The organism is Candidatus Nitronauta litoralis, assembly GCA_015698285.1.
Classification (GTDB): domain Bacteria; phylum Nitrospinota; class Nitrospinia; order Nitrospinales; family Nitrospinaceae; genus Nitronauta; species Nitronauta litoralis.
This window is the reverse complement of record CP048685.1, coordinates 3,426,011-3,443,703: the sequence shown is the minus strand read 5'-3', so window position 1 is coordinate 3,443,703 and position 17,693 is coordinate 3,426,011. Positions and strand designations below refer to the sequence as shown.

At 45.4% G+C, this 17,693-nt stretch carries 20 protein-coding genes; 4 read left to right on the top strand and 16 right to left on the bottom strand.

All coding sequences use genetic code 11. The features are described from left to right. Positions 1 to 57: 57 nt before the first annotated feature. The gene (locus tag G3M70_15700) at positions 58 to 894 is read right to left on the bottom strand and encodes a cytochrome C-554 (protein ID QPJ63239.1); all 837 of its coding nucleotides are present in this window, start codon (positions 892 to 894) and stop codon (positions 58 to 60) included. Between the two features lie 250 nt (positions 895 to 1,144). Here G3M70_15700 and queA point away from each other — a divergent pair, with 250 nt between their 5' ends. After that, on the top strand, positions 1,145 to 2,191 hold the full coding sequence (queA, locus tag G3M70_15695; protein QPJ63238.1) for a tRNA preQ1(34) S-adenosylmethionine ribosyltransferase-isomerase QueA: 1,047 nt from the start codon (positions 1,145 to 1,147) through the stop codon (positions 2,189 to 2,191). A 21-nt stretch (positions 2,192 to 2,212) separates the two neighbouring features. On the opposite strand, the gene G3M70_15690 is transcribed toward queA, so the two are convergent. The 6 genes from G3M70_15690 to G3M70_15665 form a co-directional block, all read right to left on the bottom strand. Continuing rightward, the gene (locus G3M70_15690) at positions 2,213 to 2,494 is read right to left on the bottom strand and encodes an integration host factor subunit alpha (GenBank protein ID QPJ63237.1); all 282 of its coding nucleotides are present in this window, start codon (positions 2,492 to 2,494) and stop codon (positions 2,213 to 2,215) included. 460 nt (positions 2,495 to 2,954) lie between these two features. Then, a complete protein-coding gene (locus G3M70_15685; protein ID QPJ63845.1) occupies positions 2,955 to 3,260 on the bottom strand; it encodes a septum formation initiator family protein in 306 nt (101 codons plus the stop codon). Between the two features lie 28 nt (positions 3,261 to 3,288). Beyond that, entirely contained in the window at positions 3,289 to 4,575 is a 1,287-nt protein-coding gene (eno, locus tag G3M70_15680) for a phosphopyruvate hydratase (GenBank protein ID QPJ63236.1), read from the bottom strand. Positions 4,576 to 4,604: 29 nt separating this feature from the next. Continuing rightward, entirely contained in the window at positions 4,605 to 5,897 is a 1,293-nt protein-coding gene (gene hemL / locus G3M70_15675) for a glutamate-1-semialdehyde 2,1-aminomutase (GenBank protein QPJ63235.1), read from the bottom strand. Continuing rightward, on the bottom strand, positions 5,894 to 6,751 hold the full coding sequence (mtnP, locus tag G3M70_15670) for an S-methyl-5'-thioadenosine phosphorylase (GenBank protein ID QPJ63234.1): 858 nt from the start codon (positions 6,749 to 6,751) through the stop codon (positions 5,894 to 5,896). Before mtnP ends, hemL begins: the two co-directional genes overlap by 4 nt. Positions 6,752 to 6,853: 102 nt before the next feature. After that, a complete protein-coding gene (locus tag G3M70_15665; GenBank protein ID QPJ63233.1) occupies positions 6,854 to 9,127 on the bottom strand; it encodes a hypothetical protein in 2,274 nt (757 codons plus the stop codon). Positions 9,128 to 9,436: 309 nt separating this feature from the next. Between G3M70_15665 and G3M70_15660 the strand changes: the two genes are divergently transcribed. The 3 genes from G3M70_15660 to G3M70_15650 all read left to right on the top strand — a co-directional run bounded on the left by G3M70_15660 (position 9,437) and on the right by G3M70_15650 (position 12,609). Beyond that, positions 9,437 to 10,498, top strand: coding sequence for an IS481 family transposase (locus tag G3M70_15660; protein ID QPJ63232.1), 1,062 nt, complete (start codon positions 9,437 to 9,439; stop codon positions 10,496 to 10,498). 975 nt (positions 10,499 to 11,473) lie between these two features. Next, a complete protein-coding gene (locus G3M70_15655) occupies positions 11,474 to 11,782 on the top strand; it encodes a DUF1153 domain-containing protein (protein ID QPJ63231.1) in 309 nt (102 codons plus the stop codon). A 14-nt stretch (positions 11,783 to 11,796) separates the two neighbouring features. Then, positions 11,797 to 12,609 carry an IS3 family transposase gene (locus G3M70_15650; GenBank protein QPJ63230.1) on the top strand — a complete coding sequence of 271 codons (813 nt, stop codon included), beginning with the start codon at positions 11,797 to 11,799 and terminating at the stop codon, positions 12,607 to 12,609. On the opposite strand, the gene G3M70_15645 is transcribed toward G3M70_15650, so the two are convergent. The 9 genes from G3M70_15645 to G3M70_15605 form a co-directional block, all read right to left on the bottom strand. Further along, a complete protein-coding gene (locus G3M70_15645) occupies positions 12,606 to 12,845 on the bottom strand; it encodes a hypothetical protein (GenBank protein ID QPJ63229.1) in 240 nt (79 codons plus the stop codon). The genes G3M70_15650 and G3M70_15645 overlap by 4 nt on opposite strands. Positions 12,846 to 12,952: 107 nt before the next feature. Continuing rightward, a complete protein-coding gene (locus G3M70_15640) occupies positions 12,953 to 13,276 on the bottom strand; it encodes a hypothetical protein (protein ID QPJ63228.1) in 324 nt (107 codons plus the stop codon). Further along, positions 13,276 to 13,587, bottom strand: coding sequence for a type II toxin-antitoxin system VapC family toxin (locus G3M70_15635; protein QPJ63227.1), 312 nt, complete (start codon positions 13,585 to 13,587; stop codon positions 13,276 to 13,278). The genes G3M70_15640 and G3M70_15635 overlap by 1 nt, the downstream gene beginning before the upstream one ends. 672 nt (positions 13,588 to 14,259) lie before the next feature. Continuing rightward, the gene (locus G3M70_15630) at positions 14,260 to 14,802 is read right to left on the bottom strand and encodes a hypothetical protein (GenBank protein QPJ63226.1); all 543 of its coding nucleotides are present in this window, start codon (positions 14,800 to 14,802) and stop codon (positions 14,260 to 14,262) included. A gap of 368 nt (positions 14,803 to 15,170) precedes the next feature. Beyond that, positions 15,171 to 15,548: a hypothetical protein gene (locus tag G3M70_15625; GenBank protein ID QPJ63225.1), complete on the bottom strand. Its 378-nt coding sequence runs from the start codon at positions 15,546 to 15,548 to the stop codon at positions 15,171 to 15,173. Between the two features lie 352 nt (positions 15,549 to 15,900). Beyond that, positions 15,901 to 16,197, bottom strand: a complete 297-nt coding sequence (locus G3M70_15620; GenBank protein QPJ63224.1) for a hypothetical protein — start codon at positions 16,195 to 16,197, stop codon at positions 15,901 to 15,903. 14 nt (positions 16,198 to 16,211) lie between these two features. Next, entirely contained in the window at positions 16,212 to 16,397 is a 186-nt protein-coding gene (locus tag G3M70_15615; protein ID QPJ63844.1) for a hypothetical protein, read from the bottom strand. Between the two features lie 492 nt (positions 16,398 to 16,889). Beyond that, a complete protein-coding gene (locus G3M70_15610; protein ID QPJ63843.1) occupies positions 16,890 to 17,081 on the bottom strand; it encodes a hypothetical protein in 192 nt (63 codons plus the stop codon). A 13-nt stretch (positions 17,082 to 17,094) separates the two neighbouring features. Next, entirely contained in the window at positions 17,095 to 17,499 is a 405-nt protein-coding gene (locus G3M70_15605) for a hypothetical protein (protein QPJ63223.1), read from the bottom strand. Positions 17,500 to 17,693 lie beyond the last annotated feature (194 nt).

Genomic DNA, 17,693 nt, shown 5'->3' with positions numbered 1-17,693 from the left:
AGGACCCGCCGAAAAACGGCGAGCCCTTTATTCTAAACTGGAAAGCTCCTACATACATTAACCTTTTTTGTATAGGGGCTTTTTCTTCTTTTTGCTGTAAGGCCGGGTGCCTTTTTTGAATTTGAGCTTGCCCTTGTCATTGACCTTCCATTCTTCAATGCGCAATGGCTTTTCATCGGATACACCCTTCTCTGCAGCACGATCTTCCACTTTCTCAAGTTTCTGATCCATGTTGTCTTCACTGAAGTATTTATCCTTGTCATGGACCTTACCCTTGCTCGCTTCATAGTCGAACTTTTCGTCTTTGTGCGGGCTTTGCGGGTGCATGTGACACCGGGTACAAACGTTGGCGTAATCCCAACGCATACCGTATTTCTCAGTATCGGCCTTTTTGAAATCGCCTTTGGTGTTTTTCATCACCACGCGGAACTGACTGCCTCCCATCGCGGCATGACACATTTCACAGCCAACCTGCTCCTTATTAGGTTCTTCTGGATCAATAGGAGTACTGGTATCCTTGCCTTTTTTACTTTTACTTCCAGGAGGTTTAAAGCCGCCTTTTTCGCGATACCCGGTGGTGTGACAGCGCAGACAGGTGGGGTCGTCTGTATAGTCTTTTTCAGGGTCAAGGCCAGCGGCTTTTTTAGCGTCAGCCTTTTCACCGGCTTTTAAACTTGCGAACGAATTCCCGTGAGGTGTGTTTTTCCAAGCCTGATAATAAGGATCGTGACAGCTACCATTACATTTTACTGATCCTACATACTTTGGCTTTTTTGGGATTTTCTTTTTTCTAGCTTCAGCATCTGGCGCTGCGGTCATGAAAAGACCTAAGGCTACCAGCATTAATGTCATACATTTCAGTACGTTACGCATATTAAGCCCCTGATTTCGCATTGGTGGTTGGTTTGGACCCGTTTAAATACTAACCGGAAGAGTATAATATCTTCCCCCGCGAGGTCAACCTGAAATTCATTGTGTAACCGATTGTAAATACGCTATAAAGGTTCAGCTTTTTCTATCAAGCCTTTACCCGTTTATCGGCTCTTTCAGGAAGAAATATAAGCTCATAAAATGTAAATAACCATTAAATTTTATTAATAGTTTCAATTGGTTAGGGACCCTATTCCAAAATTAACTTTAGACTATGAATCTTTCAGATTTCAATTTTGATTTGCCTGAGGAGTTGATCGCCCAGACCCCGGTTCCAAACCGCGAAGAATCGCGGTTGATGGTGGTGGATCGTGAATCGGGTCTCATTGAACATCACCGATTTCCGGCCTTTCTCCAATATTTAGAAGATTGCCCATTGGTGGTTATGAATGACACCCGGGTTTTACCGGCACGTCTCATCGGAAAATATACGGACACAGGAAAAGCGGTGGAACTGGTGCTGGTGCAGGAAACCAACCAGGCAACCTGGCAGGCACTGGTGAAGGGACTGGCCAAAATAAAACAGGGGCAGGAATTCGAGTTTGGAACCCCGGAATACCCGCTCAAAGCCATCTTCCATGGAATTCATGAAGGACTGGGTATATTTCGCTTTGAAACCTCCGGAGACTTGTTAACAGTATTGGAAAAGGTGGGGCTGCCTCCCCTTCCCCCCTATATCAAGCGTAAAGAGAGAAACCCTGAACAGGACCGTTTGGATCGTGAGCGCTATCAAACAGTGTTTGCTACAGCTCCGGGAGCTATTGCCGCCCCGACGGCAGGGCTTCATTTTTCAACTGAACTTCTGGAAAAAGTAAGGAGTAGGTCGAAAACGGTGTCACTCACTTTGCACGTAGGTGTGGGGACCTTTCAGCCAATCCGCACTGAGGTTGTGGAAGATCATGAAATGCATAAAGAATATTATCGAGTTCCGGTAGATACTTTAAATGCCGTCAGGGAGGCTAAGGAATCGGGTTCTAAAGTGTTGGGGGTGGGAACCACCACCACCCGTGTATTGGAAAGTCTGGATATGGAGGGGCTGCCTAATCGGACCGCTTCCGGTTGGACGAACCGGTTTATTTATCCTGGGCAGTCTTTTAAAGTGGTCGACCGTCTATTGACCAATTTCCATTTACCCAGGTCAACCTTGTATCTTCTTGTCTGCGCCTTTGGGGGAAAAGAGCTGATGGACCGCGCCTATCAGGAGGCCATTGACCAGCGGTACCGGTTTTTCAGCTATGGGGACGCTATGCTGATTATGTGACCTGTTCGGGGCCCCTTCGGATTACTCGTCTTCGTTGACCGCCTGTTTAAAGTGCTTGCCGGATTTGAATCGAACCACTTTACGTTCGCAAATTTCAGCTTCTTCACCCGTTTTTGGATTTCTACCCATCCTTTTGGATTTCTGCTTTACCTGAAACGTACCAAAACGCCGCAAAATTACAGGCTCTCCCGCACCAAGCGATTCTTTGATCAGACGAATAACGGTTTCAACCGCCTCTTCAGCCTTGGCTCGAGAAAGGTGAGCTTCTTGCGAAACGTGGTTGATAATATCCTGCTTGGTCATGATCCCTCCTTAATCAACATCACTATAAGAATTAAAATTTGATCCTCGATCACAGTGACCAGGAAATCAAGCTAATTTCACTTGGAAGACATTTACAGAAATTTTATTTGGTTTAAAACCGGGCAAAATCAGTAAACCCACCACGAATAACGCACAAAATTAAATTAGCCAAAGAACCTGGCGTATAAAAAAACTGTGCTAAAAGCTGCCTGGATTTGCCCCGGTATGTCCCCCGGTATTCAGTCTTAACGGATGTTCTTACTGTAACATTTATAGCAAAATTATCAATAGGTTAATCAATTTACGATTAATTTTTTTGGATCGTTTTTATAGGGGTAATTCATTGGCCAAAACCGGCATATAAGTATAAACGAACAAAACCCTTTAGACATAAAGGGTTCAGCTTTTAGAGCCTGCTGGAATAATGCGTTGAATTGAGGTAAATCTGAAGAGGGAAATTTTATTCGGGTTGGGACTCTTCTGGAACAATCTGATACACCACCTCACCGGGTTTAACCAGGTTGAGTTTTTCCCGTGCCAGGCTTTCTATTTGATAACCATCTGTCTTCAGACCTTCAATTTCCTTGCGTAGTTTTTCATTTTCCTCTGCAATATTCTGATTGAGCTGAACCAGTGATTGAAGCTCGCTTTCAAATTCATGCACAGTCACAAACCCGTCTTTACTGAATATCGCAACTACCAGCATCATAAGGGAAAGCGACAATCCCAGAATGAGCGTCTTCTGGGACTTCGAAAGGTTTAGCAGGAGATTTTTTATAAATTCCATATTGGAATCAGGTCAGGTTGTAAAACACATCTGGTCCGACAAATTCAGCCACGGGACCCAGTGTTTCTTCAATCCGTAATAGTTGATTGTATTTTGCTACTCGATCAGTTCGGCACAAGCTACCCGTCTTGATCTGGCCCGCATTGACCGCCACCGAAATGTCCGCAATGGTGGTGTCCTCTGTTTCACCCGACCGGTGAGAGATGACAGCGGTGTATCCCGCGCGTTTGGCCATTTCAACGGCTTCAAGAGTTTCGGTCAATGTTCCGATCTGGTTGACCTTGATCAGAATGGAGTTGGCAATTCCCTCTTTAATGCCTTTTGACAGAATCTCGGTATTGGTCACGAAAATATCGTCTCCCACCAGCTGCGTGTTGTGACCAACCTTATCTGTCAGCTTTTTCCAGCCCTTCCAATCGTTTTCTGCAAGACCGTCCTCAACGCTGACTATCGGATACTTTTTAATCAGGTTTTCCAGGAAGCCGACCATCCCATCGGATGACAGTTTTGATTTTTTTTCAGCCGCGAGTGTGTATTTGTTGGCTTTATACAATTCACTGGCTGCTACATCCAATGCCAGGAGGACATCCTTTTCAATTTTGTATCCTGCTTTTTTTACGGCGGTGATTAAAACCTCAACAGCTTCTTCATTGGATTTCAGGTCCGGAGCAAACCCGCCCTCGTCTCCCACTGCTGTGTTGTAGTTCTTGCTTTTCAAAACACCTTTCAGGCTGTGAAAAACTTCCGTTCCCATCTGGAGTGCGTGGGAAAAACTTTTTGCCCCGACAGGCATAATCATGAATTCCTGGATATCGACATTGTTGTCAGCGTGCGCACCACCATTTAAAACGTTCATCATGGGGACAGGTAATTGCCGGGCATTGGTGCCACCCAGGTATTGGAACAACGGAAGCTCAACATCGTTCGCCGCAGCTTTAGCAACAGCAAGAGAAACGCCCAGCATGGCATTGGCTCCCAGTTTGCCTTTGTTTTTGGTTCCATCAAGCTCCAGCATGATGCCATCAATGAGCGCCTGCTCTGTGACCTCTATTCCAAGCAGCTCCGGTGCGATTCGGGTATTAACATTTCCCACCGCTTTGCTCACCCCTTTACCGCCATAGACTTTCTTTTTTCCATCACGTAATTCGAGAGCTTCACGCATACCGGTGGAAGCACCGGAGGGAACTGAAGCTCTTCCCATCAGAACATCTTCCAGAAATACATCCACCTCAACTGTCGGGTTCCCACGGGAATCAAGAATTTGCCGGGCCATGATGGCGCTGATTTCACTCATTGAATTGATTTTCCTTTCAAATCGATGGATTAAGCTTCAATTGCTTTTTTTAGAGCCCGGAACTGGGCTTCTATAGTTTTTTCGATATCTTCCTGGGTGTGGACTGCGGACATGAAGCCAGCTTCAAACTGGGAGGGGGCTATATAAATGCCTTCATCCAACATGCCGTTGAAATAACGCTTGAACAAGTCGGTATCGCAAGACGTGACGGATTCATAGTCCACAACTTCTTTGTCGGTAAAAAACATGGAGAACATGGAACCAACCCGGGTGAAGCAGGCACTGATGCCAAGCTTCTCAACGTTGGCTTTAAACCCATCACAAAGCGTTGCTGACTTTTGCTCGAGATCGTCGTAGACGCCGTCCTCAGAAAGAAGGTTGAGCATTTCAATTCCTGCAGCCATCGCCAAAGGATTGCCCGACAAAGTTCCGGCCTGATAAACCGAACCAGTTGGGGCAATGCCATCCATAATGTCGCGTCGCCCACCATAAGCTCCGACAGGCAATCCGCCACCAATGATTTTTCCAAGACAGGTCATGTCAGGGACAATTCCATACAATTCCTGTGCACCACCTAACGCCACCCGGAATCCAGTTATGACTTCATCAAAGATGAGCAGGGTGCCATGTTTCTCTGTGACTTCGCGTAATGTTTGCAGATAGCCGGGTTTGGGTGGAACGACTCCCATATTTCCTGCCACAGGTTCCACAATCAGGCAGGCGATCTGGTCTCCTTCCTTCCTGAATAATTCTTTGACTTTTTCTGCGTCGTTGAAGGGTAAGGTCAACGTATGCTTGGCGAGATCCGCCACAACACCGGGACTGCCGGGAATCCCAAGCGATATCAGCCCTGAGCCTGCTTTCACTAAAAGGCTGTCGGCATGTCCGTGATAACACCCTTCAAATTTCAGAATTTTGTCGCGACCGGTATGGCCTCGGGCCAGACGTATCGAACTCATCACCGCTTCTGTACCCGAGTTGACCATTCGTACCGTTTCAATGCCGGGAACAGCGGAAACCACCTGCCCTGCCAGCCGGATCTCGTTTTCGATTGGTGTGCCAAAACTGGTGCTCATTCCCGCTGTCGTGCGAATGGCTTCCACGATCCGGGGATGGGCGTGGCCAAAGATAAGGGGGCCCCAGGATGAGTTGTAATCAATAAACTGGTTGCCGTCTTCATCGGTCAGGATATTTCCGTGAGCTTCTTTCATGAAGACCGGGTCGCCACCAACAGCGGCAAATGCCCTTACAGGACTGTTCACTCCACCGGGAATCACTTCCTGGGCTGCTTCAAAAAGTTCTTTTGATCGTGATCTATTCATAATGAGCCAAATAAAACTTTCAAATCTTTTTTAAGGTTTTCAGGAATTCGAGAGCGGTCTGTTACCACCGCACTCGCCGCCGCATTGGCACAGTCGCACTTGGTCTCTTCAACATTCCCGGCTGCTGTTTCCTTTACAATTCCCTGCGCCAGAGCGACATTCTGATGCATGATTTCAAGTATTGCTTCAAGGGTGACCGAGTCGTGGTCATTGTGCCAGCAATCGTAATCGGTTGAAAGAGCCATGGTCACATAACACAGGCCAGCTTCTCTGGCGAGTTTCGCCTCGGTGACATTGGTCATGCCAATCACATCGACACCCCAGGACCGGTACAACATGGATTCCGCTTTTGTAGAAAACTGAGGACCTTCTATGCAGATATATGTCCCACCGACATGAAGGGTGGCTCCTGCCGCCTGTGCAGCTTCTGCGACTTTTCCTTGAAGGTCCGAACATATTGGATCTGCAAGTGCCACATGGCCGACAATTCCGTCTGTGAAAAACGTACTGATGCGCCGATGGGTCCTGTCTATAAACTGATCCGGGAGAACAATGTGCCCCGGAACAATTTCCTCTTTCATGCTGCCGACCGCGCTCACGGATAATATTCGCTTAACACCGAGTTTCTTCATCGCAAATATATTGGCGCGATAGTTGATCTCTGATGGTGGAATCCGGTGACCCACTCCATGACGAGGCAGGAACAACATTTCCCGTCCCATTAAATTTCCGCGAATGAGTGCGTCGGATGGAGCACCAAACGGGGTGTCTACTGTTACTTCTTCCAGGACTTCCAGGTCTTTCATGCTGTAAAGACCGCTGCCTCCAATGACGCCTAGTACCGGTGCTGCCATATTAGTTTTGTCTCCTGAGATTGTTTACCGGATGGTAATTCATGATTGTGGGTGGGGAATCCTGTGATGCGAAGATTGTCGAAGGGCAAGGAAAGCCAGAAATCAGCTTTCGGTTCGTTTGTCCACTTCTTCCAATAAAAATTTGAGTTCGGAAACCTTGTCCCCCGCCTGGTGGATTAAGCCAGCTTCCTGTTTGAGATTTTCAATCTTGACATTGACGTCTTCAGTCATCAGATTCAACTGGTTTAACCGTTTTTCCAGTTCTTCAAGTAAATGGATTTTGCCAGAGAGCGCGTCAATTTTGGATTGAGCCTCATGGGTGATGGCGTTGAGTTTTTCAATGTTGATTGAGATGTTGTCGAGGTTGTCTTTTTCCAGTTCAATGCGTGCCTTGTCTGCCTGCACTTTCGATAAGGCACCGTCCAGTTCCTTGACTGCCTGCCGGGTTTCCTTGACCTTGCTGTCACTTTCCTGAACCTGGCGCAATCGGTCTTCCAGCCCATCCATCAGGTTCTGCAACTGGTCGATTTTCTTTTCGGCATGTACCACCATCTCTTCTTTTTCTTCCAGAATTTCCTGCCGGACTTTTAAATCTTTCAACAGAGTATCCTGATCGGCCAGCCTGGAATCAGTGGCATTGATTTTTTCTGTCTGATGAGAGATGGTTTCAAGTTTGTCTTCAAAGTTCCGGACAATCTGCCCAAGGTCTTCCCGGACTTTCCCAACATGTTCGATTTCCTCTTTGGATTCCTGCAATTCCTTGTATTTGGAACGGAGCTCGATTTCCATGATGCTGAGTTTGGAAGCGAGGTGGTTCATGCGGCGTTCCTGGTCGTCCACCGCTACTTTTTCCTTGGTCATATCCAGGATTTTTTCTTCCACCTGGTTGGTCATGGATTTCAGGTCTTCCAGTTTCTGATCGACCTTCTCCAGGAAATCGATCTTTTTGGAAACTTTGGAAATTTTCAGATTGGCTTCTTCAATAAAAAACTCGAGGCCATCCACTTTCTTTTCCATTTTTTCGATGAGCGACTTGCGCTGCATCTGGGTTTCCATCTTGACGTCGAGACTGATGACCATGGAGCTTAGATCGTTTACTTTTTTATCAACCTGATCCACCAACTGCTGTTTGCGGGCAATCTCGTCCATCTGTTGACGGACGGATTCACTCATCCCGGAATTTTTTTCCAATATTTCGCTGATCTCGTCGGCTTTGCGAATCTCCTGCTCAAATTGCTGGACCTTCTGTTCAGCATCCTCCGCCATTACGTGGAAACGCCCCATTTTTTCGGTGGCGGTGTCAATAACTTTCATCTCATCGTTGAGAATTTTCATCTTGTTGCTGATGTTATCGATCAGAAACGTGTTGAGCTTGGTGATTTTCTCTTCTGTCTTCTGGACTTGAACGCCCTGGTCCTTAACCTGCGCTATCTTGTTTTCGACATCGACCACGAGTGAATCCAGATCCCGTATCCGGCTGCTGACACTCCGCATCTGGTCGTTCTTGACGGAAACATTCTTGGCTTCTATTTTTAGTTCCTGGATTTCCCTGATCAACTGGTTGATGGTTCCCTGGGTTTCCTGCACCAGCTGATTGTGGCTGAGGACCTTGTCCGTGTTGGTCTGGGACTGCTCGAGCAGTGAGCGCAGGTCGTGTAAATCCTGCTGGTAACTGTCGACAACGGTTTTTTCCTTCTGGACCCGCTCCAGCCTTCCTTCCACGTTGTGGACCAGTTGATTCAGTTCCGAGACCGTCTCTGACCCGGTTTTCATGGTCTCCCGGAACAGATTGACCTGATCCATCTGCTTGGTGATGTTCTCCAGCATGTATTCAAGTCGGTTAATGTTCTTGTCCGTGTTCTTGACCTGCTTGATCTCCTCCTTGAGCTTTTTCATCTTGGAGTCCATATCCCACACCAGCGTGTTCAGCCGACCGGCATCCTCGTTTGCTTTTTCAACGAGACCGCGTTGCTGATTGAGGCTTTTTACCTTGTGGTCAATGTGCTCACTTAATAAATGGAGGTTGTCCAGCTCCCGCTTGAGGTGCTGGTACTGGGAGTCGAGGTCTTTGGAGATCGTCTGGAATTCGCGCACGCGGACGTCGAAAGAGCGTACCTCTTCAATGCGCTGGTTTACCGATTCCAGTTTGTCCAGAGTACCGGGGATCTGTTCCTGGATGCGTTCAAAGAACAGGCGTTTTTCATCAAACTGTTCTGATTTTTTTTCGAAGTATTCGACCAGAAGCTGCAGGTTTTTTCTTTCCTGGCTTGCCCGTTCAATGAGGTAATTCATCTCACGGGTAGTATCCGCGGAATCCGGCTCATTGGACGAAGGCGTGGAAGGTGGATCGATTGGACTGGAGGATTCTTCAGACATTGTTGTGTTCCTCGAACCTGAGGCTGGTCGGAGACGGGTAGAAAACCCGATAAGGCCCTATTTTTATATAAATTAGGGGTTTTGTAAAGTAATCCTTGAGGGTGGTTCCAATATTTTTCTGGGGCAGGCATTTGGCCGCGGTTTTTTGGACATGTTCCTTTTGTTTACATCATGAACCTAGATTCTGATGATGGTTGCCAGTAATTGACTGACAGTTGATCATTTTTGAAAAGAAAGTGGTCATTGGCCCTTGATTGGGTAAATTGTAAGTGTCTAACGCTTACGAACCTACTCGACAAGGAGAATCCAATGACCACCGTGAACAAGGTAGCACGAAGGAAACTGTCCATGCTAGAGCTGGCAAGTGAACTGGGTAACGTCAGCAAAGCCTGCAAAATCATGGGGTATTCCCGCACCCAGTTCTACGAGATACGAAGAAACTACCAGACCTATGGTGCTGAGGGTCTTATTGACCGTCTGCCGGGAGCTAAAAGCCCTCATCCCAATCGGGTTTCAGAAGAGATTGAGAAGGCGGTTCTCGAATATTCTCTTAAACATCCCTCCCATGGATGCCTGCGCGTTGCCCAGGACCTGATGCTTTCCGGAATCAACGTTTCCTCGGGTGGTGTCCGGGGTGTGTGGAGTCGGCACAACCTGCTACAGAAACATCAACGCTTCCTGAGATTGGAACAATCGATCAAGGGCAAGAAGATCGACCTGACCGAAGATCAGATTCGTGCGTTAGAAAGGTTCAGTCCGGAGTTCCGGGAACGTCATATCGAAACCCGGCACACTGGTGACCTGGTAGCCGTCGACACCTTCATGGTCGGAACCTTGAAAGGCGTAGGCCGTGTGTACCTGCAAAATGTCATCGACTGTTACAGCCGATACGCCTGGGGAAGGCTCTACACCAGCAAGTTGCCGGTCACCGCAGTCCAGACGCTTAACAACGAGGTACTCCCGTTCTTTGAATCTCACGATGCCAGGATCACGACTATCCTCAGTGACAATGGCAGAGAGTTCTGCGGACGAAAAGACCGCAACCCTTACGAACTGTTTTTGCAGTTAGAACAGATCGAACACCGCACCACAAAAGTACGTCGTCCCCAGAGCAACGGCTTTGTTGAACGTCTCCATCGAACACTACTCGATGAACACTTCCGCATCATGGGAAGAAAGAAGTGGTACGAGTCCGTTAAGGAAATGCAGAAGGACCTCGACACCTACTTCATCCACTACAACACTAAGCGTCCTCATCAGGGCAGAAATATGAACGGCAGGACACCGGAAACAGTCTTCAAGGAAGGTCTTCCAAAACCAGATAAAATACAGGAGCAAAAAATAAAAAAGACGGCTAAAATAGCCGCCTAAATCCAATACCCAACAAGGGCCTCTGTTCGGCAAATACTAGCTTTGTACACATTTTCCGTAAATTCCTTTATCATGATATTCGATCTCTTCATGTATGTTGATAGGTTCTGGATGATCAACATCAAACGGTTTTCATTCTATGGACTCGGTTGCAACACTAACTGGGTGACACACGGACAATCCCTACCCATAACAGCACCACCAACCGCGACTTCACCGGTTACGAACACCTAAACGAACTTGGCCCTATTTATTTTAGCTACAGGGCGCAGGATCCTATATTGAGTAATATTCGCCTATTATATGCCTATTAATATAATTCAACCTTAAGAACAATACTAACAGACCATTGTTTTTAAAGAGCCGGTGAGAGGAGTCGAACCCCCGACCTACTGATTACAAATATTCAATTCAGGTTTTCACTTTAGTTCTTGATTCTTCCTAACGTATTTATATCATAAGGTTTGGAGTGTTTTGTCAGTTCTCTATATTTCTGGGAAATGATGGGGAATAGCAGGGAATTCCAAGCAAGATTACACACGAATTACACTAAAAGATTTGGGCTCTATACTCAGAAGAATAGCTGAAATCAAATGCAACCAAGGAAAGAAAGGATTCTTTTTCCTTTTGATAACAGTACTCTGCACAAATTATTTATTGAAAACAGATTTTATAATTTTTCCCGTAGCAATATCAATTTCGCAATTATAGGAACAAACCGAATCAGCCATCAAATAAAATGACCAAGGGAGCAATTTACTCCTTACCTTGCTCATTTGGTAATAAGTATCCCTTTTTTTATCTGTCGGTAACTCTATACTGCCCCCCAAAAAGACTGGACAGGTGATAAGTGGTTTTATGAATGTTTCTGAGGGAGCTAAGATTCCCATCGGAGCCGCCCCGTCACTTTAGACAGGGGGCGGAGGAGATGGGGAATCGTATTCCCTTTGGTGAGCCCTTATCTGGAGTCATACGATGGAGAATGGAATTCAACGCTGGACGGCGAAGCGTAAGTCGGATTTGGTATTGCAGTTGATTAAAGGTGAAAAAACGCTGGTAGAAATCTGTCGGTCTCAGGACCTGAAGCAATCAGAGGTTCAGGGCTGGCTGGATCAGTTTTTAAAGTCTGGTGAACAGGGATTGAAAACGAGTGCGAAAGGCGAGCAATCGTTACATGAGCGCGAGGTGAAGGACCTGCGGGCCAAGGTTGGCGAGTTGGTCCTCGAACTGGATGCCAGAAAAAAGTTGCAGGCTCTGATCGAGTTGGAAGAGAACGCCTCTTAAACGTTCAGAGCCGAATGCAAGAGGAAGGTCGTCTGGTGTCAGTATCGAAGCTGTGTCGCTGGTTCGAGTTGCCGCGTTCAACGTTTTACTATCGCCCGCCTTCACCACAGCCTGCGAAGATGGACACCGAGTTAGTGTTGGAACTGAAGCGTGTGATTGATGAAGAACCGACCTATGGCGTGCGTCGGTTAACCGCGATGGCACGGCGGAGCCTGGGAATCCCGGTGAACCGCAAGAAGGTGCATCGCATTGTGAAACTCAATCACTGGCAGGCGATCAAACGGTCGAAGGGAAAACGTCCGCGTGTTAAAGGATGGATCTCAAGAGCCCAGCACCCGGATCAACGTTGGGCGATAGATGTGACGCATATTTTTTGTGGTCGGGATGGCTGGTGTCATCTGCCGGGAGTGATCGATTGTTCGGACCGGGAGTTGGTCGGCTGGCGATTGTCTAAATCCGGCAAGGCGAAAGTTGCGGCGGCAGCACTCGAAGACGGATTGAGGCAACGCAGGATTACGAAACGCCATAAGCTTGATCTTCGGTCAGACAACGGCCTCGTGTTCGGATCAAAAGTGTTCACCAGGGTGGCGAATCACCACGGCGTGAAGCAGGAATACATCACGCCGTACACACCGCAACAGAATGGCATGATCGAGAGGTTTTTCCGAACGTTAAAAGAGGAATGCGTGTGGCTCCACAGGTTCGAGTCGATGGACCATGCGTTTGAGGTGATTGCGGACTGGATCGACAAGTACAATCAGGCCCGACCGCACTCGGCACTGGGCTACCTCAGCCCACAAGAACACAGAATCAAATTAGCCGCTTAATCTGTCTTGAAAACAGGGGAGCAGTACAACTCCGCGATCCATAATTGCTCGCCTTGCAAATTGTAACCAAACAGGTTTTTAAATTGCTCCTGGTTCTTAAATTTTAACTTTTCGTCGGAATCCAATAAAACGATGACCGTGTCTTCAATGATAAACGCGTCATCAACTTTATATTCACAAGAAATTGTAACATCATCAGCTTTTACAGTATTTTCTGAATAGCTAATACTGGTCATCTAAAAGGCACCCCTTCAAGAAACTTTCCTTTAGGAATATCACTAAGTAGCTCAAATTGCTCTGCGCCACCCCTTCGGTTTGGAAACAATTCATTTGGTTACTTTAATTATTCAAGGAGCACGTACCCATCATCTGTTTCGGTTGGCCTCTCAAATCCAATTGCCTTGATACTTATAATTTGATTATTTTCAATCAATACATCGAATTCAATGCCATTCGCACCACAATGAGGGCATGGCCCCCCAAACCCTTCCACAAGGACTTTCTTATATTCAGGTTTTCCTTTGTCATTCCCTCCCCATTTAATTTTATCTCCTAGTTTGTATTCGAATTGCCAAGTACTGCCATATTTAAACTGGACTTCAAATTGACCTTTTTCCCCACATTGATGGCAATCGGTCTCTCCAAAAACTGTATTAAAAGCACTCATTAAAATAACTCCCCGATTGGGCCTACTCTCTTAAGAAGTTTTTCATCACGTGTTAACAACTTGGCGTTTTCCCTTATTGCTGATCCGGTAATTATGGCATCCTTATTTTTTATTCCCGACCTCTTTAGTCTATCGACTAAATCTCGGGAGCCCGCCTTGCCAACTCTTCCTCCATGGGTTGTTAAAAACTCACGAAGGACATTCATGTCCCCTTTTGCGCTAAACTCCTTTATTGCCGTCCTAGAGATTATAGGTCTTCGACCATCAATTGCCTTAATTACAGCATTTACTTCACTAGGAGAACCCTCCAATCTCTTAATAATTGCGTTGGTATCTAAAGCAACCTTTCTTCTTTTGAAAGTATTAAAAGCTTGTCTCGCCTTATTGGCTATTCTAGCAAATTTTATGGCTTGCAGGGCACCGGCGAAGGGTGCGCCGTAAAGGAGTCAAATCTTTATTTGACTGCATTTAAATACTATTGCCACACTTGCAGGTGGCGCGCCTGGCAGGATTCGAACCTGCGACCTACGGATTAGAAGGGTTCAAGTCAGGTTTTCGCTTTAGTTCCAGATTCTTCTTAACGTGTTTATAAACTTTGTGTTGGCGTATGTTGGCTGTTCTCTAAAACTCCCGGAAATGATGTGGAATAGCAGGGAATTCCAAGCAAGATTACACACGAATTACACCAAAAGATTTAACCACTGAACTGCAAAAAATTCACCTAAATTCAAATGCCGTCAAGAAAAGACTTGCCCTCTTTTTTGAAGAACTCTTTGCCTTAAACCAGATGGGTGACTGATGCGTATCATTGAAAGGAACCACATCCACCAGAACGAAAATCAGGACGCGTAATAAACAACTCTGGCCTGTTTAAAAGAAATTAACTTCCAGTAGAATGGTTTATTGGAAACAAAGGACACGCTCGCTCCTTGACACGGAACCGCTACTGGGTGACCCCTCCCTTCCTTTTATGTGAAACTGGGCTAGAGCGATAAGTCATACTCTGGTGGTGACTTCACATTTGAGGTTAAACGAACTCCAGCTTCTAATTTTTCCATAGCCGAGCTACCAACATAAAAAGCTTTTACCTTTTTAAACCTCTTCTTAAATTCCCTCAAAAGGTCCTTATATAAATCACCCGACCATTGATTGTCTGAAACTGTGCCTATCTGGCCTGCAATAATACACTCAAATTCTCCCATGACACCCCCAGGTTTAAGCAATACACTTTCTGGGTGAGAGAGTTGATCAAACAACTTTCTTGTCCCTCCTCTCCTTTGTTCTATATGCCTTATTTTAGGAGTCACACCATTTTCAATTAACAAATAACTATTTTCTCTGTTTAGTTCACCATTGACCGAAACGGATAAATTTGGCAAATCCAAAATAGAACGATATATTTTAGGAAATCCCTCCTGATCGTCCATATAAGAGGCGAAACAAAATAGGGTTCTAGATGCAACCACCTCCAAAACTTTCGAAAGATCATTGCGTGTTGCAAAAAATGAAAGTTGCCTTTTAGCCATTTCCCTGTACCTACTTCGGTTTTGGTATCAATAACAAGTGATCGCCGGGAGTTTGCGACCTTATTCTTGCCGCATTACGAGACTCCCTAGTAGTTAGAGAAATTCCGTCAACCCGAGTATCGACAGTATTTACTCTTAGTGTTTTACCCTCCACCTCCTGGTCCTGGAAGAAATTCCTCAGGGTGCCTGTTTCCACCACCAGTTATTTTAAAGCCACGCCTCTCCATTTCAGTAGCAACGGAATCGATATGATCTCTGGTGCTTCTCTTACCCAATTTCCCATCAGGGTTAGGTACTTTTTTAACACCTTTAAACCGTCCAAACAAACTTGAAAAAACTTTCTCCCCTTGCTGGAAATTGTAGCCAGCCTAACTGGCGCCGACTTTTTTTCCGATCCGTCGATTACGCCCGTCAATGAGGTACTCTATATCATCCGTCGTGTTGGGCAGATCAACGTTGCGCAGGTTGCCGAGTACATCGTAGGTGTAAGTGGTTACGTCCGATGCAACGGTTTTTGTGAATAGCTCCCCGTTGTCCGTGTACGCATAGCTGTTGCCCGCGTAGGTCGTCAACCGATCCTGATCGTCATAAGTCGCGTTGGTTGTCGTGCCGCCGTCTATACTTGTCCGGTTCGAGTTATCGTCATACTCGTAGTTGTTTTGAAGAATAGTGTCCTTCGTAACCGTATCCAGACGACCCGCCGTGTCATAGGTATAATCGTACACATGCGTGGTTGTGCCGTTCAACGTCTCGGTCTTCTTCGTGATGCGACCGAGTTTGTCCCGGTCCTCGCCGGACGGGCGACTGACTCAAAAAATATAAAAATTTAAAGGAGAATCACAAAAACAAAAATAGACGGCTAAAATAGCCGCCTAAATCACATACCAAACAAGGGCCACTGTTCGGCAAATACTAGCTTTGTACAGGCAATGCGTGTGCGCCAACGTTCTTTAATGTCATAGGCAGGAAAAACGTTACCTTTAAAGAAATAACCGGGGTTTCAACTTGTAGTCAAGTAAAGATTTAATCCCTTTACCCTTACACACCCAACAAACAATGAAATTCTTCCTTTTTTTACAATGAGGCACTTATGGCAGTTCAATCAGAACTAAATCCTCTCTCTCGTTCAAAATCTTTAATAATTTCTTCTGGTGACGTGTAAGAACCAAGCGCAGTGACCTTCCCATTAGATTTTTCCACAAGAAGAGGCCCGTTTCCCGCCAATCCATCTCTAAAGATTTTTGTTTCCAAATATTTTTTCGTGTTATAGAAAAAGAGCCAACCATAATTTTTCTCTATAGTGTATTCCGAAAGAATAGTGACAGGCATATGGCTTTCATATCTCTCACTTAAATATTCATTTGCAACTCTATATGCTGATTCCTTGTCAATCATGGGTTACCCTTAAATTAGTCCGTTCTCATAAACCTAAAAAAATCGAACTTGCCAATTCTAGCAGGCCCGCCAATTTGACCATCTGGAAAAAAAACTCTACCATTCCGGTTTGTGACATTAAAAACATGACCTACTCTTCCAGATTCGCCAAACACAATCCCTCTTGAACCAGAGCCCGCATTTAAAAAGCTCGATTCAATTGTAAAGGAGTCAAATCTTTGACTGTAAAGGAGTCAAATCTTTATTTGACTGCATTTAAATACTATTGCCACACTTGCAGGTGGTGCGCCTGGCAGGATTCGAACCTGCGACCTACGGATTAGAAGGGTTCAAGTCAGGTTTTCGCTTTAGTTCCAGATTCTTCTTAACGTGTTTATATACTTAGTGTTGGCGCATGTTGGCTGTTCTCTAAAACTCCCGGAAATGATGGTGAATTGTATTGAATTCCAGGCACGATTACACACGAATTACACCAAAAAATAAAGCCGCTACACCCAAAAAATTAGATTAATGCAGATTTAGCCAAGAAGAGAGGCGACAAAAAAGAAAACCAGAATGCGCATCAACCAGCCCCGGCCTGTTAAAAGAAATTAACGTCCAGTAGAATTGTCTATTGGAAAATAGGGACACGCTCGTTCCTTGATACAAAAACCGCTAATGGGTGCCCCCTTTACTTTGTCTTAAAATTTAGATTATTTCTTGGCTTTATAGTTTGGGTTAAGTATAAAGTCACCGCTTATCTCACCTCTATCATTGACCTTCCAAGCACCCACCACTGCCTCTGGAGGAATAGCTTCATCGTCTTTAAAGCTACCCGAAATTCTATAAACCCAACCATTGGGATATTTTTTAGCTTCTTCAATTTCACCAGGATCTGGAGAAATGGGTTCCATTTGGTCATTTCCCTAAAGATTTAAACCATTTTTCGTGAAACTCTTCTTGGGCTTCAGGTGTAGAAATTAGGTGAGGCTCAGTAAAATCAAAAATATCTATCAAGTTTTCAGGGTTACCTTGTTGTCCAAAAATTGTAATATAAGCTTTTCTACCACGACTCATGTCTCTCGACATAGCTGAGGGGAAAACATCCGCTCGTGCTCCATTACATAAAACAATATAGTTCTTCTCTTTAAGGAAATTTCTCAAGTATACCATTGCTTCAAATAAGTCATATTCTTCAATTAGTACTTCTCCAATACTAGGCGAATTGAATGCATTTTTCCAAGGTGGTTGGTCAGAAATAGAAAAAAAACCTATCTCTCTATTACCCTTAGAATCTTGAATTTCAATTTCTTTTATTTCCATCAAGGTATAAAGTTAGGGTTTAAATATGTAAAGGAGTCAAATCTTTATTTGACTGCATTTAAATACTATTGCGACACTTGCAGGTGGCGCGCCTGGCAGGTTTCGAACCTGCGACCTACCGATTAGAAGGGTTCAAGTCAGGTTTTCCCTTTAGTTTCAGATTCTTCTTAAAGCCTTTATATACTTTTTTTTTT

Coding starts and splice junctions, on each gene's coding strand:
- G3M70_15665 (QPJ63233.1), bottom strand. CDS start 9,127: ATGTCTGAAGAATCCTCCAGTCCAATCGATCCACCTTCCACGCCTTCG.
- G3M70_15655 (QPJ63231.1), top strand. CDS start 11,474: ATGGAGAATGGAATTCAACGCTGGACGGCGAAGCGTAAGTCGGATTTG.
- G3M70_15620 (QPJ63224.1), bottom strand. CDS start 16,197: ATGATTGACAAGGAATCAGCATATAGAGTTGCAAATGAATATTTAAGT.
- hemL (QPJ63235.1), bottom strand. CDS start 5,897: ATGAATAGATCACGATCAAAAGAACTTTTTGAAGCAGCCCAGGAAGTG.
- G3M70_15650 (QPJ63230.1), top strand. CDS start 11,797: ATGCAAGAGGAAGGTCGTCTGGTGTCAGTATCGAAGCTGTGTCGCTGG.
- G3M70_15630 (QPJ63226.1), bottom strand. CDS start 14,802: ATGGCTAAAAGGCAACTTTCATTTTTTGCAACACGCAATGATCTTTCG.
- G3M70_15605 (QPJ63223.1), bottom strand. CDS start 17,499: ATGGAAATAAAAGAAATTGAAATTCAAGATTCTAAGGGTAATAGAGAG.
- G3M70_15645 (QPJ63229.1), bottom strand. CDS start 12,845: ATGACCAGTATTAGCTATTCAGAAAATACTGTAAAAGCTGATGATGTT.
- G3M70_15690 (QPJ63237.1), bottom strand. CDS start 2,494: ATGACCAAGCAGGATATTATCAACCACGTTTCGCAAGAAGCTCACCTT.
- eno (QPJ63236.1), bottom strand. CDS start 4,575: ATGAGTGAAATCAGCGCCATCATGGCCCGGCAAATTCTTGATTCCCGT.
- queA (QPJ63238.1), top strand. CDS start 1,145: ATGAATCTTTCAGATTTCAATTTTGATTTGCCTGAGGAGTTGATCGCC.
- G3M70_15700 (QPJ63239.1), bottom strand. CDS start 894: ATGCGAAATCAGGGGCTTAATATGCGTAACGTACTGAAATGTATGACA.
- mtnP (QPJ63234.1), bottom strand. CDS start 6,751: ATGGCAGCACCGGTACTAGGCGTCATTGGAGGCAGCGGTCTTTACAGC.
- G3M70_15640 (QPJ63228.1), bottom strand. CDS start 13,276: ATGAGTGCTTTTAATACAGTTTTTGGAGAGACCGATTGCCATCAATGT.
- G3M70_15660 (QPJ63232.1), top strand. CDS start 9,437: ATGACCACCGTGAACAAGGTAGCACGAAGGAAACTGTCCATGCTAGAG.